This is a genomic window from Altererythrobacter sp. Z27 (assembly GCF_052683155.1).
In genome coordinates this window covers 2,015,696-2,034,682 of record NZ_JBQYMC010000001.1, presented here as the reverse complement: position 1 = coordinate 2,034,682, position 18,987 = coordinate 2,015,696, and the positions used below count along the sequence as shown (strand labels likewise).

Genomic DNA, 18,987 nt, shown 5'->3' with positions numbered 1-18,987 from the left:
GCTTGGACCGATCGCGCTTTTGCACGTTTCTTGTGGTCCGTTTTATCGGCCTGCCGGCCGCCCCCCGTCTGCGTGCTAACACCCCGGCCTTATTGCCGAAGGGCGCCGCCTGCGCACCTGGAAGCTGGCGGGCCACATAGAGTCGAGCGGCGAACAGTCAAGTTAACGCGGCAAAGATGCGACGAACCGTTCTCTATCAGCGATATCTGCCTCCAAAATCCAGATATCGGGGTCCTGTCGCTTGCGTTTTTCGAGATACTCTGAAATTTCGTGCGGATTTTCAGCATTTTGCTGCTTTGCAGCAATATACGGTCGCGAACCATCCAGTTGCGGCATTCTTTCGAAAAGCACCGCGTTCTCGCCGCGATAGATGGTTAAGATGAGGATGGTTCCGGCGTCCTTTTCGCCCTTCGCGATAACGCTTGCGAAACCACCTTGCGATTCGATCGCACGAATAATGCCGGCGACTTCGAGATGGGCCGGCAGCCGCGCATCCATTTCGGTCAGTTACCGCCGCCCGAAGGCGCAGGCGCATAGCCCGGAAGGCTGGCGAGCGGAATGCGCGAACGCATGAAAGTGCCGGTGCCGCGGCCGATCTCGTCACCCTCAGCATCGACAAGCCGCGCTTCGGCCACGAAAACGCGCCGCTTCCCGCTGATCCAGCGCCCTTCGGCGACCACCTGGCCCGTGCGCACAGGCTTGGTGAAGTGCAGGTTGAACGAAGTGGTCAGCAGGAAACGGTCGGTCGTGCGCGTATTGGCCGCATAGAAGGCGGCATCGTCGAGCATCTTGAAATAGATCGTGCCATGTGCCGCGCCAGCCGCATGGTAGCTGCGCTCGTCCACTTCGAAAGTGATGCGCGAGCGCCCTTCGCCGAGGATTTCGAGCCGCGATTCGAACAGCCTGTTCACCGGCGCCGAGGCATAAAGCTGCTCGAGCGCGCGATAATGCAGCTCGGCCCCGCTTACCGGAGCCGGATTCGGGCCGGATGTGTCAGGCGGCATCGCGCTCGAGATGGTTGCTCAGTAGCGCAAACATCGCTTCGGCGTCGGGCGCTTCGAGCAACGCTTCGCGCTTGACGTCGTCCCGGACAAGCCGCGAGATCGCCGCCAAAGCGTGCAAATGCGCCGCACCGGCGTTCTCGGGCGAAAGCAGGCCGAAAACGAGTTCGACCGGCATGCCGTCCGCGGCGTCGAATTCGACCGGCGATTCGAGCCGCAGCAACACCGCGACCGGGCGATTCACTTCGGTCGAACGCGCATGCGGAATCGCCACGCCATTGCCGAATCCGGTCGAGCCGAGCTTTTCGCGCACTTCGATCCCTTCGAGCGCCTGCGTTGAATCGATCGCATAGGCGCGCGCGAACAGCGCCGCCACCTGCTCCAGCACATCCTGCTTCGATTCAAGCCGACCCGTTACGACCGCTTCGGGAAGCAATTGAAAATTCGCGTTCATTTCAAGCTTGCATCACGTCCAATGATTGTACCAGCGCCCCCTGACGCACAGGCCGCTACCTTCTCCAGGCAGCCCACCTTCGAATGTATCCAGGGGCGTCGAGCTCTACCGCGTTCCATCCTGCGGCATTTGCTTTAGCGAGGCTCGACCCAGCCGATCGATCCGTCGGGGCGGCGGTAAACCATATTATGCCTCCCAGTGCCAGCATTTTTGAAAAACAGCGCATTCGTGTTGCGCAGGTCGAGCATCATCACCGCATCGGCCACGCTGGCTTCGGGGATGTCGACACTGGTTTCGGCAATGATCGGCGGGGCATCGCTGGTGACTTCCTCTTCCGCTTCGTCGCTCGCGAAGATGGTGTAGGCCGCTTCCTCGAAAGCATAGGCTGCTTCCTCTTCGCGCTGTGCGTGCGCGGCCTGCTCGTGCCGGTCAGTCAGCCGCCGCTTGTAGCGGCGCAACTGCTTGTCGATCTTCTCCGCCGCGCCGTCGAGCGCGAGATGCGCATCCTGCGCTTCTGCATGTGCCTTGAGGATCAGCCCCTGCATCACATGCGTCACGATGTCGCATTTGAACATGCCCGCCGGCGCCTTGCCGAATGTGACATGCGAGGACAGCGCCCGGTCGAAATACTTATCGACGATCCCGCCAAGGCGGTCTGCCACATGGTCCTGAAGGGCAGCGCCCGTTTCGATCTGATGACCCGAAACCCGAATATCCATGACGGCTCGATCTCCTTTCTGTTCTTGCGAGGCCGCATCGGCCCCGGAAATTCAGTTCGACCAGAGCGGTGAGTCGATCCGGTCGACAAATGCCTTGTGTCGCGCCAACTCCTCCTCGCTCGGCGCATGTGGACGTGGTTCGCGGCGCGGCCTGAGTGCAGCACTCGCCGCAACAGAACGCGAAACTTCGACTTCGACCACCGCGGTTTCCGCCGCGAGCTCGAGCCCGATCTGGCGACCGCCGGTGAGTTCGACATAGACTTGCGCCAGCAGCTCGGCGTCGAGCAGCGCGCCGTGCTTGACGCGGTGGCTGCGGTCGATCCCGTAGCGGGTGCACAACGCGTCAAGCGAAACCTTCGCGCCGGGATGGCGCTTGCGCGCGATCGCGACAGTGTCGATCATCCTGCCGCTGTCGACCCGCGCCATGCCGATCCGCTCAAGTTCGGAATTGAGGAAGCCGAAGTCGAAGCCGGCATTATGCGCCACCAGTGGTGCATCGCCGAGGAACTCCATCAATTCTTCGGCGCGCTCGGCAAAGCGCGGCTTGTCCGAAAGGAACGAGATCGACAGGCCGTGGACGGCCTCTGCCGCAGCGGGCATGTCGCGTTCAGGGTTGAAATAGGCGTGGAAGCTGGCGCCGCTCGGCACCCGATTGATCATTTCGATGCATCCGATTTCGACCATCCGGTCGCCCGAAGCTGGGTCGAGGCCGGTGGTTTCGGTGTCGAAAACGATTTCCCGCATCCGCTTCAATATCGGACTCGGTTTGGCGTTTGGCAAGCGATTCTGCGTGGCAAGATGCTGTCTATCTTCCGACCGAAAGTCGCTCGATCAATGCGACCACTTCGGCTTCGGTTTTTGCATGCGACACGCCGGTGTCGATCACATGGTCTGCCTTCGCGCGCTTTTCCGCATCGGGCACCTGAAGCTCGAGGATATGGGCGAATTTCTCGGGCGTCATGCCGGGCCGGGCGAGCACGCGCTGGCGCTGGACATCGGCTGGGGCCGAGACGACCACCACCGCATCGACCTGCTTTTCTCCGCCCTTTTCGAACAGCAAGGGGATATCGAACACCACGATCGGCGCGCCGCCATGCTCGATCATGAATTCGGCGCGATGCGCGGCCACAGCCGGATGAACGATCGCTTCGAGCCGGGCGAGTGCCTGCTTGTCGCCGAACACTTGCGCACCGAGTGTCTCGCGCTTGACCCCTTCGGAGCCGGTCGAGCCGGGGAAGGCCGCTTCGATCGCGGGCAGCAACTCGCCGCCGGGGCGCTGCATGCGGCGCACTTCGGCATCGGCGTCGAACACGGGAACGCCGTGGCGGATGAACATTTCCGCGACGGTCGACTTGCCCATACCGATCGATCCGGTGAGGCCAACTATGAGCGGGCGGTTCATCGGGTCAGCAACTCCCTCAGTTCGGTATCGTGCTCGCGCGGGGGCGCTTGGCCGAAAAATCGCTCGAACGCGAGCGCGGCCTGGCCGATCAGCATGTTGAGGCCATCGAGGGTGCGGTGCCCGGCGGTGCGGGCCGCCTTGAGGAAAGCGGTATCGACCGGATCGGTGACAATGTCATAGGCGATCGCGCCCGGCGGGGCGTGGCTCCAGTCGAAGGCCAGCGCGGGCTGGCCGCGCATGCCCAGCGGCGAGGCATTGACCACCAGGTCGAGGCAACCCTCGCGGTCATCGAAGGGAAAATCGGTCGGGTCGGCGAAATGGGCAAGGTCGATCGCGTGATGTTCGCCGTGCGGCGCGAGCTCGTCGAGCAGTGCCCGTGCCTTGGCCGGATCGCGGCCCGCGAGCACCAGAGTGAAACCCTCTTCCGCGAGCGCGGCAACGATCGCACGTGCCGCCCCGCCGGTGCCGAGGATTCGTGCCATGCGGAACAGGTGATGCTGGTAGAGTTCCTCGCGCAGCGGCTCGAGGAAACCCGCAGCATCGGTATTGGTCCCAGCAAGCAACCGGTCGAACGCGGGATATATGGTGTTCACTGCCCCGATTGCGGAAGCGACTTGGTCGATACTGTAGAGATGCTCCTGCACTGCCTGCTTGTGCGGCATCGTGACATTGCAACCGCGCCAGGCCAGATCGTCTTTCCGGCGCCGAAAATATTCCGCCAAGCCATCGCTTGAGACGTGACAGGCCCGGTAATCGGCATCGATCCCCAGTTTGCCGAGCCAGAAACCATGGATCGCTGGGCTTTTCGATTGCACGATCGGATCGCCGATCACTTCGGCATAGGCCTGTCCTGAGCCTGTCGAAGGGGTGGTCACGAAGGCAGCTCCCCCAGTTCGCGCAGCGCACCGAGCACGCCGAGCAGTGGCATGCCCAGAACCGTGAAGTGGTCGCCTTCGATTCTCTCGAACAATTGCACGCCGAGCCCTTCGATCCGGAACACACCGACGCAATGGCCCACTTCAGGCCATTCGGCGTCGAGATATCGCTCGATGAAGCCCTCGCTGAGTTCGCGCACATGCAGCCGCGCGAGCGAAGCCGCGCTCCATTCGCAAGTATCGTCGCGCACCAATGCCGCGGCGCTATGCAGTTCCATCACCTTGCCCGAAAAGAAGCGCAAATGCTCGGCCGCTTGCATGCGGCTTTCGGGCTTGTCGAAACGCTGCCCGCCGCACATCACCAGGCTGTCGCTGCCGAGCACCAGCCGCCCGGCATGGATGTTCGCTACCGCTTGCGCCTTTGCGACGCTGAGCGCTTCGGCAATCTCTCCCGGCGTACAATCCGCCAGCCCCGCCTCGAGCGCGCGCTCGTCGAGCGATGCGGGGATCGCTTCATGGGCGACGCCGGCAGCATCGAGCATGGCGCGGCGCGACGCGCTTTTCGAAGCAAGCACGATCATATCGCGCCTTCGCCATCTTCGCCGCCCATAACGGGCCGGTCAGTGCGTTCCTGCATGAAGCGCATCACTGCGGCGGCGGTCTCCTCGATCGAGCGGCGGGTCACATCGATCACCGGCCAGCCATTGTCGGCGAACATGCGCCGCGCGAACTGCACTTCCTCGCGCACCTTTTCGCCGTCGACATAGGATGTCTCAGTGCCTTCATTGAGCGACAGCAAGCGGTTGCGCCGCACCTGCACCAGCCGCTCGGGCGCGGTGGTAAGCCCCACCACCAGCGGGCGGCGCAGTCCGAACAGCGCAGGCGGCGGCGGCGATTCCATTACCAACGGAATATTCGCAACCTTGTACCCGCGATTGGCGAGGTAGATGCTGGTCGGCGTTTTCGAACTGCGCGATACGCCGGCCAGCAAGATGTCGGCCTCTTCCCAGTCTTCCCAGCCCACGCCGTCATCATGTGCGATCGTGTAATGGATCGCTTCGACCCGGCGGAAATAGGCCTCGTCCATCAGGTGCTGGCGGCCGGGCCTGCCGCGCGCTTCCTCGCCCAGCTGGGCTTCGAGCGCGGCTGTGACCGCATCGAGCACCGGCACGGCAGGCAGGCCCAGCTGGCGGCAATGTTCCTCCAGCCGGGCGCGGGTTTCGGGATTGACCAGAGTGAACAGCACCAAGCCGGGACTGGCGGCGAGCGACGGCACGATGCGGTCGAGATGCTGGCGCGAACGCACCATCGGCCAGAAGTGGCGCACGACATCGGGATCGTCGAATTGCGCGAGCGCCGCCTTGGCGATCATCTCGAGCGTTTCGCCGGTTGAGTCCGAAACGAGGTGGAGGTGCATGCGTTGCATTGCGCGGTTGTTGCATCCTTGCCGGGAATGCCTGTGGAGAATGCTTGGCATAAACCACGGGAGAGGCCTGCCGACAAGTTCGGGGAGAGATTCCATGCCCGCTATCGGCTTTATTGCCAGCGGGTTTGTCTACATCCGGCGCCGCTATCAACAGGCTGGGGATAGCGCGGATAAGTTTGACTCGACTCAGGCAATCCCGCGATTCGCGCGCCGGACAGTACTTTGCTTCGCGGGAAAAATCGGGCAGGAGCCACTTGTCCCCGAAATCCACAGGGCCAACAGACTCCTAAATCCTTTTATAAATACAATTATATTGATTGGATAAGACCTCATGCCCGGCTTGCTTCTCGACACTTTGCGCGGTCACAAGGGTGAACGGGCACCCATGTGGCTGATGCGCCAGGCCGGGCGCTACCTCCCCGAATATCGCGCATTGCGCGCTGAAAAGGGCGGATTCCTCGAGCTGGTCTATGATAGCGAAGCCGCGGCGGAGATCACGATCCAGCCCTTGCACCGGTTCGGTTTCGACGGGGCGATCCTGTTCTCGGACATACTGATCGTGCCGCATGCGATGGGGCAGGGGCTCGAATTCCTTGCGGGCGAGGGCCCCAGGCTCTCGCCGCCGCTGCTTGAAGCCCGGCTGGAGGATTTCACTGCACAGCCCGAAAGGTTCGAAGCGATCTATCAAACCTTGCGGCTGTGCCGCGCGCAGCTTGACGAAAGCGTGACCATGCTCGGTTTCGCGGGCAGCCCCTGGACTGTCGCGACCTATATGGTGGCGGGCGAAGGCAGCCGCGACCAGCATGCGACGCGCGAACTTGCCTATGTCGATCCGGCACGGTTCCAGGCGATCATCGATGCTATCGTCGAAGTTTCGATTACCTACCTGCGCGGCCAGATCGATGCTGGCGCCGAAGCGGTGCAATTGTTCGACAGCTGGGCCGGCAGCCTTGCCCCCGACCAGTTCGACCGCTGGGTGATTGCGCCTAATGCCGCGATCACCGCTGCGCTCAGGCAATCGCACCCGGATACGCCGGTGATCGGCTTTCCCAAGGGTGCGGGAGCGAAACTTGCCGCCTATGCCAATGAGACCGGAGTCGATGCGGTAGGGCTGGATGAGACGGTCGATCCCGAATGGGCCGATCGCGAATTGCCCAAGGGCATGCCGGTGCAAGGCAATCTCGATCCGCTGCTGCTGATGGCGGGCGGCGCGCCGCTGGTCGATCGCGCGCGCTTCATCCTCAGGACTTTCGCCGATCGCGCGCATGTGTTCAATCTGGGCCACGGGATCGGCCAGTTCACTCCGATCGAGCATGTCGAACAGCTCGTTGCGGCAGTACGCGGACAGTGATGATTGTGGCAGGGGATGACGCAGCGGCGATGGGCGCCTACATAAGCGAGCGATGCAGGACGTCATCGCCATGACCTATCTCTGGCTCAAGGCAGGCCACATCATTTTCGTGGTCTTCTGGATGGCGGGCCTGTTCATGCTCCCGCGGCAGCTCATCTATGTCCATCCCGCGCAGCCCGGATCGGAGGAGGAAGCCCTGTGGGTCCACCGCATGGGCCTGCTGCGCAAGGTCATCCTCACGCCGAGCCTGGTGGTGGTGTGGGTGCTCGGCCTGCTCATGGCGACCGAATTGGGCCTGTTCGCGGGCGCGCCGGGGCTGGGCTGGCTCCATGCCAAGCTGCTCTTCGTGCTGCTGCTCACCGGCTATCACGGCTTCATGGTTGCGCAATCGAAGAAGGTCGCCGCCGGGGAACGGCCGCTCTCCGAGAAGCAGCTGCGCATACTGGGCGAAGTGCCCGGCCTGTTGCTGGCGGTCATCGTCGTGCTGGCGGTGCTGCGCCCCTTCTGAACCATTCGCTCCGAGAACAATCGGCGATTGACGGCGGTTTCCGCGGGCCGTATTTTGAAATCCTCTATCCGGCATGAGGCTTCGCATTCGGCGAAGCCAAGGTCTGCTTTCTCCAAGCCCATATGCCTCGCTCTACAGACGAGGCGACGACCTGTCGGCCAATCCAGAGACGGACATATATTGCAATGCATCTCAAAGACTTGAAACGAAAGACACCGGCCGAACTGGTCGCCATGGCCGAAGAGCTGGGTGTCGAAGGCGCGTCGACCATGCGCCGGCAGGACTTGCTGTTCAGCATCCTGCGCGAACTCGCCGAAGACGAGGAATATGAAGAGAAGATCATGGGTGTCGGCACCATCGAGGTGTTGCAGGACGGTTTCGGCTTCCTGCGCTCGCCCGAGGCGAATTACCTCGCCGGGCCCGACGACATCTATGTTTCGCCCAACCAGATCCGCAAATGGGGCCTGAGGACCGGCGACACGGTTGAAGGCGAGATCCGCGCCCCGCGCGATGGTGAGCGCTATTTTGCCCTCACAAGCCTCACCAGCGTCAATTTCGACGATCCGGAGGCTGTGCGCCACCGCACCAATTTCGACAACCTCACGCCGCTCTATCCGGACGAGAAGCTGACGCTGGACCCGGTCGACCCGACCGTTAAGGACAAGAGCGCGCGCGTGATCGATATCATCGCTCCGCAGGGCAAGGGCCAGCGTGCGCTGATCGTGGCGCCGCCGCGCACCGGCAAGACCGTGCTGCTGCAGAACATCGCCAAGGCGATTACCGACAATCACCCCGAAGTGTTCCTGATCGTGCTCCTGGTCGACGAACGACCCGAGGAAGTCACCGACATGCAGCGCAGCGTGAAGGGCGAAGTGATTTCCTCGACCTTTGACGAGCCTGCGACGCGCCACGTGCAGGTTGCCGAAATGGTGATCGAAAAGGCCAAGCGCCTGGTCGAGCACAAGCATGATGTGGTGATCCTGCTCGATTCGATCACGCGCCTCGGCCGCGCCTACAACACCGTGGTACCGAGCTCGGGCAAGGTGTTGACCGGCGGTGTCGACGCCAATGCACTGCAGCGGCCCAAGCGCTTCTTCGGCGCAGCGCGCAACATCGAGGAAGGCGGTTCGCTGTCGATCATTGCCACCGCGCTGATCGATACCGGCAGCCGCATGGACGAAGTGATCTTCGAAGAGTTCAAGGGCACCGGCAACAGCGAAATCGTGCTCGACCGCAAGGTTGCGGACAAGCGCATCTTCCCGGCGCTCGATGTCGGCAAGTCCGGCACCCGCAAGGAAGAATTGCTGGTGGGCAAGGACAATCTGTCGAAGATGTGGGTGTTGCGCCGCATCCTGATGCAGATGGGCACCATCGATGCGATGGAGTTCCTGCTCGACAAGATGAAGGATTCGAAGTCCAACGAAGACTTTTTCGCGACGATGAACCAGTAAGGCTTACGGGGGCTCGCACCGCTGCGGTGCGGGCCCGCTTGCCTTTGGACGCCATCCGGCTATCACCGGGCCGATGTTGCGCCAATATGTTTATATCAGCACGGCGGACGGGATTGGCCCGGCGGAAATCGCTTTGATCCTTGAGGCCTGCCAGCGCAACAATGCCGCGCGCGGCATCACTGGCCTGTTGCTCTATAATGGACGCAACTTCCTCCAGCTGCTCGAAGGCGATGTCGAGGATCTGTCCTGGGTGATGCGCAAGATCGAAGCCGATCCGCGCCATGGCGGGGTTTCGATCATCGAGGATATCTCGATTGCCACGCGCGCCTGCCCTGACTGGCTGATGCGGCATATCCGCATTGCCGACCAGGTCTCCGAACGAAGGGCCACTCTCGATGCCGAGCTGCCCGCCGAGATCGAGCCGAACCTGCGGCGGATCATCCTCAATTTCGCGGCGTTGAACTAGGCACCAAGCCAGTTACGCTTTCTGTCGCTCCAGCTGCGCGGCCATCATTTCCCAGACCTTGTTGATGGCCTTGAGCGGGCGAACCATCACCTTGAAATCCTTGATCAAACCTTCCTCGTCGAAAGTGATCATGTCGATCCCGTTGACGTGGATGCCGTCCATCTCGGTGGTGAATTCGAGCACGACCGTATCTTCGCCGACAACTTCGCGCACATAGGTGAAGCTGCCATTTCCCAGCGTCGCCCCTGCTGCGGTGAGATAGGCGACCACGATCGGCTTGCCCACTTGCGGGGTATGGACGACGGGCGAGTGAAACACCGCATCGTCGCGCATGATCGCGGCGAGTGCGGCAGGATCGCTTCCGCCGTCGATCACTTCGTGCCAGCGCTTGAGGCCCTCGGCTGCAATGCTCATTGGATGCTCCTTGAAATACGCGATGTTCAGCCGAGATGTTCGGCGAAAAAGGCTTTCGTGCGGCTGTCGGCGAGCTGCGCGCCCGCTTCATCGCGGCGGTTGCCGCTTTCAGTGGCGAAACCATGGTCGAGCCCTTCGTAATCGTAGAGCGTTACACGCGGATGATCGTCCAGCCCGGCATGCATCGCCGCTTGCGCTTCGGGCCCGACGAAATGGTCTGCGGTAGGCACATGCAGCAGCAAGGGATGCGCGATGCCGTGCTTTTCGCCCAGCATCTGGTCGATCATCACTCCGTAATAGCCGACCGATGCGTCGATATCGGTGCGCGCTGCTGTCATATAGGCGAGCTTGCCACCCAGGCAGTAACCGACGCAGCCGACCTTGCGCACGCCGGCCACACGGCGGATCCAGTGGATCGTCGCTTCGATATCCTTCACCCCGTCATCGGGATTGTATTCCCCGAAATAGCCGAGCGCTTCCTGGAATTCGGATTCGACGTCCGGGTCGAGCTGGATGCCCGGTTTCATGCGGAAGAACAGGTCGGGCGCGACCGCGAGATAGCCTTCGGCTGCCCAGCTGTCGCATTTGTGGCGGATCCCGGGGTTCACCCCGAAGATCTCCTGGATCACGATGATCGCTGCCTTGGGTGTGCCTGCAGGCCGCGCGACATAGGCATCGAAGTTGGCATTGCCGTCGAAGGTGGGGATCGTCGCGTACTGGGTCATTGCGGCTGCTCCTTTGATTCAGCGTGAAAGCGGCTTATCGCTTGCCGCAGGTGATTGCCAAACCCAAATATGTCAGGCGATACGGGGTTCCCGAAGGTTGGAGGGAGTAAGTGCGATGAAGGTCCATATCGAAATCGACTGCACGCCCGAAGAGGCGCGGGCCTTCATGGGGCTGCCCGATGTGTCGAAGGCCAACAATATCTATGTCGAAAGCATCGCCAAGGCGATGAAAGGGGTCTCCAATCCCGACCAGTTGCAGGAGTATGCCCAGCAGCTTGCACCCATGGGGCAGATGGGGCTCAAGATGTTCCAGAGCTTCATGGAAAGCGGCATGCGTGGTGCCGGTTCGAAATCCAAGTCTGACGACGACTAGGCCGCGCACCATCCGGGCATGAGCGACACCATCTTCGCACTTTCCAGCGGGGCGCCGCCCGCCGCGATCGGCGTGATCCGCATCAGTGGTCCGGCGGCTGGGGTGGCTTTGCGCGCGCTGGTGGGGCGCGATGTCGAACCTAGGCATGCCAGCCTGGCAAAGCTTTCGGGTGGCGACGGCGCGCTTCTCGATGAGGCGCTGGTGCTATGGTTTCCGGGTCCGAACACCGCGACGGGCGAGGATCTTGCCGAACTGCATTGCCATGGTGGGCGCGCGGTCATTGCTGCGATCGAGGCCGAATTGGGGGCGCTGACGGGCCTGCGCCGCGCCGAACCGGGCGAGTTCACTCGACGAGCCTTTGCCAACGGGCAGATCGACCTTGCCGAGGCTGAAGGGCTGGCGGATTTGCTCAGCGCCGAAACCGAGCTCCAGCGCAGCGCGGCAATCGCGATGGTGGGCGGGGGTTTCTCGCGGCGGGTCGAATTGTGGCGCGACGGCGTGTTGCGGCTCTCTGCCGAAGTCGAGGCGGCGCTCGACTTTGCCGATGAAGACGATGTCGGCGGGTTGGGGGCCGATTTCGGCGCGCGTCTCGACCAATTGGCGGGCGAACTGGCGGAATGGCTTGCGCGGCCGCGTTCGGAACGGCTGGGAGAGGGTTTCCGTGTGGTGCTCGCCGGGCCGCCAAATGCTGGAAAATCCACTTTGTTCAATGCTTTGGTTGAGAGTGAGGCGGCCATCACCTCGCCGATTGCGGGGACCACGCGCGACGTGATCGAACGCTCGGTAGCTATCGCCGGAATTCCCTTCACTTTCGTCGATACTGCGGGCCTGCATGAGGGTGGGGGTGACGAAATCGAAGCGATCGGGATCGGGCGTGCGCGCGAACAACTCGAACGTGCCGATCTGGTTCTTTGGTTGGGCCCGGAAGACGAGGGGCCGAAGGGTTGTTGGGAAGTCGAAGCACAGATCGACAATCATGCGCATCCGGTTAAATCTGCGCCCGATTGGCGGGTTTCCGCGCGGACCGGAGAAAATCTCGGCGCACTCAAGGCAGCGCTGATAGAAAAGGCGCGTCAATTGATGCCCAAGCCCGGAGAGGCCGCGCTCAACGCACGCCAGCATGGATTGCTCGCCGAAGCCCATATTGCGTTGAGCGAGGCCAGTGAGCTGTCTGACCCCCTCATCATCGCCGAATGCCTGCGCCGGGCGCGCCTCGCTTTCGACCGGCTGGTGGGGCGAGCGACTACGGAGGATATGCTCGACGCGTTGTTTGGGCGCTTCTGCATCGGGAAATAGGCGGCAACACCCCGATGTTTCACGTGAAACATCGCGTCCCCGCTCTCGCGAAAGTTCTTTGACCCCGCGCCAGCGCGCCTGTATCGGCGCGATATGCGTAGCTTCGACGTGCTTGTGGTCGGCGGCGGTCATGCCGGTGTCGAGGCGGCCTGTGCGGCCGCCCGCATGGGTGCGCGCACGGGCCTGGTGAGCTTCGATCTCGATGCAATCGGCGCGATGAGCTGCAATCCGGCGATCGGGGGCCTGGGGAAAGGCCATCTGGTGCGTGAAGTCGATGCGCTCGACGGGGTGATCGGGTGCGCAGCCGATGCCGGGGCAATCCATTACCGCATGCTCAACCGCTCGAAGGGGAGCGCTGTTTGGGGCCCACGCGTGCAGGCCGACCGCGTGCTGTTTAAGGCTGCGGTGCAGTGCGCGGTCAAGGCGCAGGCTGGGTTGGAGCTGATTGAGGGTGAAGTGGCAGCGCTCCGGCTAGCCAAAGGGCGTGTTGCCGGGCTGGAATTGGCCGGCGGCACGGCGATCGAGGCGGCGGCCGTGATCCTGTGCACCGGGACCTTCCTCGGGGGAACGCTGTTTCGCGGCGAGGAACGCTTCGAAGGCGGTCGGATCGGCGAGAATTCGGCGCAAAAGCTCGCTGCGCAGCTGCGCGGTGCGGATTTGCCGATGGCGCGGCTCAAGACGGGCACGCCTCCCCGGCTCGACGGGCGCACGATCGACTGGGCCAGTCTCGAAGAGCAGCCCTCCGATCCCGATCACTGGACCATGTCGCCACTCACCGAGTGTCGCGCCAATCCGCAAATCTTCTGCGCGATCACACGCACCACTGAGGCTGCGCACGAAGCGATCCGTGCGAACCTCCACCGTTCCCCGCTATTTACCGGGGCGATCGGAGCGGCTGGGCCGCGCTATTGCCCCTCCATCGAAGACAAGATCCATCGCTTCGGTGATCGCGAAGGGCACCAGGTGTTCCTCGAGCCTGAGGGGTTGAGCACGCATTTGGTCTATCCCAACGGGATCAGCACCTCCTTGCCGGCCGATGTCCAGCTCACCATGCTCCGCGCGATGCCAGGGCTTGAGCAGGTTGTGATGGAAGTGCCAGGCTATGCGGTCGAATACGATCACATTGATCCGCGGGCACTCACGGCGGACCTGCAATTGCGCGCGATTCCGGGGCTTTACTGTGCCGGGCAGATTAATGGCACAACCGGCTATGAAGAGGCGGCGGCGCAGGGGCTTGTGGCGGGGCTCCACGCCGCAGCGCAAGTTTTGGGCCGTGAGGCGCCAAAACTCGGCCGTGCAAACAGCTATATCGCAGTGATGGTTGACGATCTGACCCTGCAGGGCGTGAGCGAACCCTATCGCATGTTGACTGCTCGCGCCGAGTACCGACTGCGGCTTCGCGCCAACAATGCTTCCACGCGGCTTACGCCACTGGGGATCGAAGCGGGGTGTGTGGGTGTGGAGCGGGCGGAATGGTTTGTGCGCCGCGAAGAACGACGCGCGGCATTGGCCGGGCATTTCGACACTGCGATCCATGCGCGCGAGTTGAGCGAGGCGGGCCTGCCGGTGCGGCGCGATGGCGGGGTCAAGCAAGTGAGCGAGTGGCTGCGGCACGACGGGGTGGGCTTGGCCGATCTGAGCCAATGGCTGGAGGAAGAACTCTCGTCCGAAGATCCGCTGATTGCCGAAATGGCAGAGGATGCCGCCTATGCACCCTATCTCGCGCGGCAGGATGCCGAATTGCGCGATTTGCGGGCAAGCGAAGCGCTTGAACTGGCAAGCGATTTTCCCTTTGGCGAGGTTCCGGGGCTGTCGAACGAGATGGTCGAACGCCTTGGGGCGGCGAAACCGGCCAATCTTGCGGCTGCGGGAAGGGTGCCCGGAATCACGCCCGCGGCGCTTTCGGCGCTGCTTGTCCATGCGCGCCGGCGGCAGAGGGCAGCATGACCGGGCAGATATTGACCGATGAAGCGTCGGCGCGGCGCTATGTCGAGCAGATCGCGGATCGGGCCGCGATTGAGCGGCTCGAAGCGCTGATTGCTGAGCTTGTCGCCGAGAACCAGCGCCAGAACCTGATTTCTCGACCTTCCGAGGCGCAGGTATGGCAGCGCCATATCGCCGACAGCGCCCAATTGCTACGATTTGTTCCACGTGAAACATCGGGTGCCTGGCTCGACCTTGGCACGGGGGCTGGCTTCCCCGGCCTGGTGATCGCCGCACTGGAGCCCGAACGCGAAGTGGTGTTGGTCGAATCACGCGCGCGCCGCGTCGAATGGCTCGAGCGAATGGCGGAAAAGCTCGCGCTTCCGCTGTGCCGGGTCGAAGGCAAGCGGCTCGAACTGGTCGAACCCTTCGCGGCGCGTGTCATTTCGGCACGCGCCTTCGCGCCGCTGCCAAAACTCCTCAAACTATCCGCACCCTTTTCCACAAAGGCGACCACCTACCTGTTGCCCAAGGGGCGCTCGGCGGCGCAGGAACTGGAAGCAATCCCTGCGAAGATTCGTCGGATGTTTCACGTGGAACACTCCTTGACCGATGCAGAGGCGGGGATCATCGTAAGCACTTGAGTGCGGGAAGGCGGAAAGCAGCCGATGATCACGATAGCCATTGCGAACCAGAAGGGCGGGGTGGGCAAGACCACGACCGCGATCAATATCGCCACCGCGATGGCGGCGATCGGCTGGCGCACGCTGCTGATCGACCTCGACCCGCAGGGCAATGCCTCGACCGGGCTGGGCGTGGGCACCGCTGCGCGCGTCGCTTCGAGCTATGACGTGCTGATCGACGGAATCCCGCTCAAGGATGCGATGGTCGCTACCAGCATTCCCGGACTCGATATCGTTCCGGCGACGGTGGATCTGAGCGGTGCAGAGGTGGAGCTGGTTTCGGTAGAGGAACGGACTTCGCGCCTTGCCACTGCTCTTTCGGCGCATCGCGGGCACGATATCTGTTTTATCGACTGCCCGCCCTCGCTCGGCCTGCTCACGCTCAACGCGCTTTCGGCCGCCGATACATTGCTGGTGCCGCTGCAGTGCGAATTCTTCGCGCTCGAGGGTCTCAGCCAGTTGTTGCAGACGGTGGAGCAGGTGCAGCAGCGCTTCAATCCCGCACTTGGCATCATCGGCGTGGCGCTCACCATGTTCGATCGCCGCAATCGCCTGACCGACCAGGTGGCGGACGATGTGCGCGAATGCCTCGCGGGCCTGGTGTTCGACACCGTGATCCCGCGCAATGTGCGCCTGTCCGAAGCGCCGAGCCATGGCCTGCCAGCACTGGTCTATGACCACTCCTGCGCCGGCAGCCGCGCCTATATCGCATTGGCGCGCGAACTCATCGGGCGCTTGCCCCGCGAAAGGAAGGCCGCATGAGCAACCCGACCGATCCGATCCGGTTTTCGGTGCCGGGCGTCCCCGCGGCCGACCGCAAGAAGAAGCTCGGTCGCGGGCTGGGTGCCTTGTTGGGCGAAACCCGGCGCGAAGAGCCGCTGGCGCAGCCTTTAGGCGATGTTTCGAGTGAAAACAGCGCGAAAACAGAATCTTACGCGACTTCGGGTCTCGCATCGCTGCCTGTCTCGGCGATCGAGCCACTACCCGGGCAGCCGCGCAAGCATTTCGACGAGGCTGCGCTCGATGAGCTTGCTGCGTCGATCGCCACGCGCGGGGTGATCCAGCCGGTGATCGTGCGTCCGCGCGGCGCAGGCCGTTACCAGCTGGTGGCGGGCGAACGCCGCTGGCGCGCGGCGCAGAAGGCGCGGCTCCACGAGATTCCTGCACTGGTGCGCGAACTCGATGAGCGCGAAGTCATGGCGCTCGCGCTGATCGAGAACATCCAGCGTGAGGATCTCAACCCGGTCGAGGAAGCGCGTGCCTATCAGCGGCTGAGCGATGATGAAGGGCTGACCCAGGCCGATATCGCGCGCATGGTCGAAAAGTCGCGCAGCCACGTTGCGAACCTCCAGCGCCTACTGGCGCTGCCCGATGCAGTGCTCGATCTGGTCGAGCAAGGCACGCTATCGATGGGACATGCGCGCGCGCTGATCGGGCATGACGATGCGATCGCGCTTGCGAAGCAGGCGGTGCGTGACAATCTCTCGGTGCGCGAAGTCGAGCAACTCGTCCGCGGCGATGCAGCGCCCAAACCGCGCAAATCCGCCAACCGCAACACCCGCGATCCCGCGAAGGATGCCGATATCGCTGCGGTGCAGGCGCATCTCGAGGAATTCCTGGGCCTGACGGTGCGGATCAAGACCGAGACCGACCCGCGCAAGGGCGCAGTGACGATCCGCTATCGCACGCTCGACCAGCTCGATTTGATCTGCCAGCGGCTAACCGGCGGCGATATCTAGCGAAACGACAGGTCGCGCCGCGCGACTTTCCGGTTGAAGACCTGAGCGAGAAGTTGCGCCGCGCAACTTTGCCACCCAACCAACTGAAATTCAGCAGGAATTTCCGGAGTAACTAGATCCGTGACGCGAGAATTTCGGCCAAGGCCTCGATTCCCGCTGCGTCGTCCTCTGTGAATCGCGCCGGGAGCGGGCTGTCGAGATCGATCACAGCCACAACCTCGCCATTGCGCTTCACCGGCACCACCACTTCCGACCGGCTTGCTGCGTCGCAAGCGATATGTCCGGGGAAGGCGTGAACGTCTTCGACCAATTGCGTTTCGCCCGATGCCGCCGCTGCCCCGCAAACGCCCCTGCCCAGCGGGATGCGGATGCAGGCGGGCCGGCCGACGAAGGGGCCAAGCACCAGTTCCGCTCCAGTGCCGGTTTCGACCATCCGGTAAAAACCCGCCCAGTTGAGATCGGGCAGGAACTCCCACACCAGCGCTGCGACATTGGCCATATTGGCCACGCCGTCGCTTTCGCCCTGGGTCAGGGCATCGGCAGCGTCGCACAATTGGCGATAGCGTTCTGCAGGCTCGAGCGAAGGATCTGGGCGAAAATCATACATCGTGTCGAGCGATCTAGTGCCCCGCGCGGCGAAGGCAAGCCCGGCCCGTGCAAGAGGGAGATTGCCGCGCCCCTTCGGCTGGCCTATTCGCTTGCTTCATGAGCACAACTCGCAAGATCCTGATCGCCCTTCTCGTCATCATCCTGCTGCTGGGGGCTGCCGTTTGGTGGCTGGCGCGCGGCGACAACGCGACCCTGTCGGTCGACGAAGTTGCAGGCACCGATCCCACGCTGGAGCAGCCCAAGGCCGAATCCTTCCCCACGCTGGGCATCGCCAAGCCGGTGGGCTGGGCCGAGGGCGAAGCACCCGAAGCCGCCGAAGGGCTGGCGGTCGCGCGCTTTGCCGAAGGGCTCGAACATCCGCGCGTGCTGCAGGCGCTGCCCAATGGCGACGTGCTGGCGGCACTGGCGCGTTCGCCCAAGAGCGATGGCGATGGCGGGATCATGGGCTGGATCGCCGATCTGCTGATGAGCCGCGCCGGTGCAACCGGCGAATCGCCCAACCAGATCGTGCTGCTGCGCGATGCCGATGGCGACGGCACTGCGGAAGTGAAGCAAGTGATCCTGGACGAGGCGGGTGGGCTCGATTCGCCTTCAGGCATGGGCTGGCATGACGGCACGCTCTATGTCGCCAATCACGACGAAGTGCTGGCCTATCCTTATGAACTCGGCGCGCTCAAGGTCACCGGCAAGGCGCGCAAGCTGATGGACCTTCCTCCGGGCGGAGGCCACTGGATGCGCAATCTCGAACTCAACGCCGAAGGCACGCTGCTCTATGTCGCGGTCGGTTCGGTCTCGAACATCGGCGAGAACGGGATGGAGGTCGAGCAGGGCCGTGCGATGATCTGGGAATATGATCTGACGACCAATCGCCAGCGCCAGTTCGCGGTCGGGCTGCGCAATCCCAACGGGCTTGCCTGGAGCCCATGGTCGGGCGAGCTGTGGACTACTGTGAACGAGCGCGACATGCTCGGCAGCGATCTCGTGCCAGACTACCTCACCAATGTGCCCGTGGGCGCGCAATATGGCTGGCCGTGGGTATACTGGAAGGACAATCTCGACGAACGCGTCAAGGCGCCGCGCCCGGCCTATCTGGTCGAATATGCGCGCAAGCCCGAATATGCGCTTGGCCCGCACGTCGCGGCGCTCGGGCTGGTCTTCACGCAGGAAGGCCATTTGATGGGCGATAAATTCGCCAGCGGGGCCTTTATCGCGCGCCACGGTTCGTGGAACCGCAAACCGGCCTCCGGCTATGACGTGGTCTATGTCGCCTTCGATGCACGCGGCAATCCGCAGGGCAAGCCCGTTCCGCTGCTGACCGGTTTCCTCAAGGGCGACGGTACTACGCATGGCCGGCCGACCTGGGTCGAATGGGCGGGCGACGGCTCGCTGCTGGTGAGCGACGACACGGCCGGCATCATCTGGCGGGTCAATGCGCCGGGCGCGCAGCCCGGCAAGGGCATCGAGCGGGTGCGCTCGGCTCCGCTCCGCCCGCAACGCGAGCTATCGGGCGATCCGCAGGCGGTTTTCACCGGCGAGGAGCTGGAGCGCATCGTCCCGGTGCAATAGGGCGCG

The 18,987-nt window shown here is 63.2% G+C and carries 23 protein-coding genes; 11 read left to right on the top strand and 12 right to left on the bottom strand.

Annotation, left to right across the window (positions count from 1 at the left end):
- Positions 1-162: 162 nt before the first annotated feature.
- The 9 genes from ACUJ47_RS09945 to ACUJ47_RS09905 form a co-directional block, all read right to left on the bottom strand.
- Positions 163-498: a DUF1491 family protein gene (locus ACUJ47_RS09945; RefSeq protein WP_445538246.1), complete on the bottom strand. Its 336-nt coding sequence runs from the start codon at positions 496-498 to the stop codon at positions 163-165.
- A gap of 5 nt (positions 499-503) precedes the next feature.
- Positions 504-1,004: a PaaI family thioesterase gene (locus ACUJ47_RS09940; protein WP_445538245.1), complete on the bottom strand. Its 501-nt coding sequence runs from the start codon at positions 1,002-1,004 to the stop codon at positions 504-506.
- Positions 994-1,455, bottom strand: a complete 462-nt coding sequence (locus ACUJ47_RS09935; RefSeq protein ID WP_445538244.1) for a PTS sugar transporter subunit IIA — start codon at positions 1,453-1,455, stop codon at positions 994-996. Before ACUJ47_RS09935 ends, ACUJ47_RS09940 begins: the two co-directional genes overlap by 11 nt.
- Before the next feature lie 134 nt (positions 1,456-1,589).
- The gene (gene hpf / locus ACUJ47_RS09930) at positions 1,590-2,174 is read right to left on the bottom strand and encodes a ribosome hibernation-promoting factor, HPF/YfiA family (protein ID WP_445538243.1); all 585 of its coding nucleotides are present in this window, start codon (positions 2,172-2,174) and stop codon (positions 1,590-1,592) included.
- Positions 2,175-2,225: 51 nt separating this feature from the next.
- On the bottom strand, positions 2,226-2,918 hold the full coding sequence (dnaQ, locus tag ACUJ47_RS09925) for a DNA polymerase III subunit epsilon (protein WP_445538242.1): 693 nt from the start codon (positions 2,916-2,918) through the stop codon (positions 2,226-2,228).
- Between the two features lie 61 nt (positions 2,919-2,979).
- A complete protein-coding gene (gene coaE, locus ACUJ47_RS09920) occupies positions 2,980-3,576 on the bottom strand; it encodes a dephospho-CoA kinase (RefSeq protein ID WP_445538241.1) in 597 nt (198 codons plus the stop codon).
- A complete protein-coding gene (locus tag ACUJ47_RS09915) occupies positions 3,573-4,451 on the bottom strand; it encodes a shikimate dehydrogenase family protein (protein WP_445538240.1) in 879 nt (292 codons plus the stop codon). The genes coaE and ACUJ47_RS09915 overlap by 4 nt, the downstream gene beginning before the upstream one ends.
- On the bottom strand, positions 4,448-5,032 hold the full coding sequence (locus tag ACUJ47_RS09910; protein WP_445538239.1) for a Maf family protein: 585 nt from the start codon (positions 5,030-5,032) through the stop codon (positions 4,448-4,450). Before ACUJ47_RS09910 ends, ACUJ47_RS09915 begins: the two co-directional genes overlap by 4 nt.
- Positions 5,029-5,877, bottom strand: a complete 849-nt coding sequence (locus ACUJ47_RS09905) for a pyruvate, water dikinase regulatory protein (RefSeq protein ID WP_445538238.1) — start codon at positions 5,875-5,877, stop codon at positions 5,029-5,031. Before ACUJ47_RS09905 ends, ACUJ47_RS09910 begins: the two co-directional genes overlap by 4 nt.
- 331 nt (positions 5,878-6,208) lie before the next feature.
- On the opposite strand from ACUJ47_RS09905, the gene hemE reads away from it, so the two are divergent.
- From hemE to ACUJ47_RS09885, 4 genes are all read left to right on the top strand, one after another.
- The gene (gene hemE, locus ACUJ47_RS09900) at positions 6,209-7,228 is read left to right on the top strand and encodes a uroporphyrinogen decarboxylase (RefSeq protein WP_445538237.1); all 1,020 of its coding nucleotides are present in this window, start codon (positions 6,209-6,211) and stop codon (positions 7,226-7,228) included.
- A 52-nt stretch (positions 7,229-7,280) separates the two neighbouring features.
- Positions 7,281-7,736 carry a CopD family protein gene (locus tag ACUJ47_RS09895; protein ID WP_445538236.1) on the top strand — a complete coding sequence of 152 codons (456 nt, stop codon included), beginning with the start codon at positions 7,281-7,283 and terminating at the stop codon, positions 7,734-7,736.
- Positions 7,737-7,921: 185 nt separating this feature from the next.
- Complete coding sequence (gene rho, locus ACUJ47_RS09890) at positions 7,922-9,187, top strand: transcription termination factor Rho (protein WP_354144848.1); 1,266 nt, start codon at positions 7,922-7,924, stop codon at positions 9,185-9,187.
- 73 nt (positions 9,188-9,260) lie between these two features.
- Positions 9,261-9,653, top strand: a complete 393-nt coding sequence (locus tag ACUJ47_RS09885; protein ID WP_445538235.1) for a BLUF domain-containing protein — start codon at positions 9,261-9,263, stop codon at positions 9,651-9,653.
- A gap of 12 nt (positions 9,654-9,665) precedes the next feature.
- On the opposite strand, the gene ACUJ47_RS09880 is transcribed toward ACUJ47_RS09885, so the two are convergent.
- Together ACUJ47_RS09880 and ACUJ47_RS09875 are read right to left on the bottom strand one after the other, a co-directional pair.
- Positions 9,666-10,067, bottom strand: a complete 402-nt coding sequence (locus tag ACUJ47_RS09880; RefSeq protein WP_445538234.1) for a nuclear transport factor 2 family protein — start codon at positions 10,065-10,067, stop codon at positions 9,666-9,668.
- Between the two features lie 26 nt (positions 10,068-10,093).
- Complete coding sequence (locus tag ACUJ47_RS09875) at positions 10,094-10,792, bottom strand: dienelactone hydrolase family protein (RefSeq protein WP_445538233.1); 699 nt, start codon at positions 10,790-10,792, stop codon at positions 10,094-10,096.
- Between the two features lie 115 nt (positions 10,793-10,907).
- On the opposite strand from ACUJ47_RS09875, the gene ACUJ47_RS09870 reads away from it, so the two are divergent.
- The 6 genes from ACUJ47_RS09870 (at position 10,908) to ACUJ47_RS09845 (ending at position 16,806) form a co-directional block, all read left to right on the top strand.
- The gene (locus ACUJ47_RS09870; protein WP_445538232.1) at positions 10,908-11,165 is read left to right on the top strand and encodes a DUF6489 family protein; all 258 of its coding nucleotides are present in this window, start codon (positions 10,908-10,910) and stop codon (positions 11,163-11,165) included.
- Positions 11,166-11,183: 18 nt separating this feature from the next.
- Entirely contained in the window at positions 11,184-12,461 is a 1,278-nt protein-coding gene (gene mnmE / locus ACUJ47_RS09865) for a tRNA uridine-5-carboxymethylaminomethyl(34) synthesis GTPase MnmE (RefSeq protein WP_445538231.1), read from the top strand.
- 93 nt (positions 12,462-12,554) lie between these two features.
- Positions 12,555-14,408: a tRNA uridine-5-carboxymethylaminomethyl(34) synthesis enzyme MnmG gene (gene mnmG, locus ACUJ47_RS09860; RefSeq protein ID WP_445538230.1), complete on the top strand. Its 1,854-nt coding sequence runs from the start codon at positions 12,555-12,557 to the stop codon at positions 14,406-14,408.
- On the top strand, positions 14,405-15,028 hold the full coding sequence (rsmG, locus tag ACUJ47_RS09855) for a 16S rRNA (guanine(527)-N(7))-methyltransferase RsmG (RefSeq protein WP_445538229.1): 624 nt from the start codon (positions 14,405-14,407) through the stop codon (positions 15,026-15,028). The genes mnmG and rsmG overlap by 4 nt, the downstream gene beginning before the upstream one ends.
- 24 nt (positions 15,029-15,052) lie before the next feature.
- Positions 15,053-15,829, top strand: coding sequence for a ParA family protein (locus tag ACUJ47_RS09850; RefSeq protein ID WP_445538228.1), 777 nt, complete (start codon positions 15,053-15,055; stop codon positions 15,827-15,829).
- Positions 15,826-16,806, top strand: a complete 981-nt coding sequence (locus ACUJ47_RS09845; RefSeq protein ID WP_445538227.1) for a ParB/RepB/Spo0J family partition protein — start codon at positions 15,826-15,828, stop codon at positions 16,804-16,806. The genes ACUJ47_RS09850 and ACUJ47_RS09845 overlap by 4 nt, the downstream gene beginning before the upstream one ends.
- 112 nt (positions 16,807-16,918) lie before the next feature.
- Here ACUJ47_RS09845 and ACUJ47_RS09840 read toward each other — a convergent pair whose 3' ends face one another.
- Positions 16,919-17,413 carry a GAF domain-containing protein gene (locus tag ACUJ47_RS09840; protein ID WP_445538226.1) on the bottom strand — a complete coding sequence of 165 codons (495 nt, stop codon included), beginning with the start codon at positions 17,411-17,413 and terminating at the stop codon, positions 16,919-16,921.
- A 98-nt stretch (positions 17,414-17,511) separates the two neighbouring features.
- Between ACUJ47_RS09840 and ACUJ47_RS09835 the strand changes: the two genes are divergently transcribed.
- Positions 17,512-18,981 (top strand): PQQ-dependent sugar dehydrogenase, encoded by a 1,470-nt coding sequence (locus tag ACUJ47_RS09835; protein ID WP_445538225.1) that lies wholly within the window; start codon positions 17,512-17,514, stop codon positions 18,979-18,981.
- Positions 18,982-18,987 lie beyond the last annotated feature (6 nt).

Coding starts and splice junctions, on each gene's coding strand:
- rho (WP_354144848.1), top strand. CDS start 7,922: ATGCATCTCAAAGACTTGAAACGAAAGACACCGGCCGAACTGGTCGCC.
- ACUJ47_RS09870 (WP_445538232.1), top strand. CDS start 10,908: ATGAAGGTCCATATCGAAATCGACTGCACGCCCGAAGAGGCGCGGGCC.
- ACUJ47_RS09895 (WP_445538236.1), top strand. CDS start 7,281: ATGCAGGACGTCATCGCCATGACCTATCTCTGGCTCAAGGCAGGCCAC.
- ACUJ47_RS09945 (WP_445538246.1), bottom strand. CDS start 498: ATGGATGCGCGGCTGCCGGCCCATCTCGAAGTCGCCGGCATTATTCGT.
- hpf (WP_445538243.1), bottom strand. CDS start 2,174: ATGGATATTCGGGTTTCGGGTCATCAGATCGAAACGGGCGCTGCCCTT.
- dnaQ (WP_445538242.1), bottom strand. CDS start 2,918: ATGCGGGAAATCGTTTTCGACACCGAAACCACCGGCCTCGACCCAGCT.
- rsmG (WP_445538229.1), top strand. CDS start 14,405: ATGACCGGGCAGATATTGACCGATGAAGCGTCGGCGCGGCGCTATGTC.
- ACUJ47_RS09940 (WP_445538245.1), bottom strand. CDS start 1,004: ATGCCGCCTGACACATCCGGCCCGAATCCGGCTCCGGTAAGCGGGGCC.
- coaE (WP_445538241.1), bottom strand. CDS start 3,576: ATGAACCGCCCGCTCATAGTTGGCCTCACCGGATCGATCGGTATGGGC.
- hemE (WP_445538237.1), top strand. CDS start 6,209: ATGCCCGGCTTGCTTCTCGACACTTTGCGCGGTCACAAGGGTGAACGG.
- ACUJ47_RS09885 (WP_445538235.1), top strand. CDS start 9,261: ATGTTGCGCCAATATGTTTATATCAGCACGGCGGACGGGATTGGCCCG.
- ACUJ47_RS09835 (WP_445538225.1), top strand. CDS start 17,512: ATGAGCACAACTCGCAAGATCCTGATCGCCCTTCTCGTCATCATCCTG.
- ACUJ47_RS09850 (WP_445538228.1), top strand. CDS start 15,053: ATGATCACGATAGCCATTGCGAACCAGAAGGGCGGGGTGGGCAAGACC.
- mnmE (WP_445538231.1), top strand. CDS start 11,184: ATGAGCGACACCATCTTCGCACTTTCCAGCGGGGCGCCGCCCGCCGCG.
- ACUJ47_RS09875 (WP_445538233.1), bottom strand. CDS start 10,792: ATGACCCAGTACGCGACGATCCCCACCTTCGACGGCAATGCCAACTTC.
- ACUJ47_RS09905 (WP_445538238.1), bottom strand. CDS start 5,877: ATGCAACGCATGCACCTCCACCTCGTTTCGGACTCAACCGGCGAAACG.
- ACUJ47_RS09910 (WP_445538239.1), bottom strand. CDS start 5,032: ATGATCGTGCTTGCTTCGAAAAGCGCGTCGCGCCGCGCCATGCTCGAT.
- ACUJ47_RS09935 (WP_445538244.1), bottom strand. CDS start 1,455: ATGAACGCGAATTTTCAATTGCTTCCCGAAGCGGTCGTAACGGGTCGG.
- ACUJ47_RS09845 (WP_445538227.1), top strand. CDS start 15,826: ATGAGCAACCCGACCGATCCGATCCGGTTTTCGGTGCCGGGCGTCCCC.
- ACUJ47_RS09880 (WP_445538234.1), bottom strand. CDS start 10,067: ATGAGCATTGCAGCCGAGGGCCTCAAGCGCTGGCACGAAGTGATCGAC.
- mnmG (WP_445538230.1), top strand. CDS start 12,555: ATGCGTAGCTTCGACGTGCTTGTGGTCGGCGGCGGTCATGCCGGTGTC.
- ACUJ47_RS09840 (WP_445538226.1), bottom strand. CDS start 17,413: ATGTATGATTTTCGCCCAGATCCTTCGCTCGAGCCTGCAGAACGCTAT.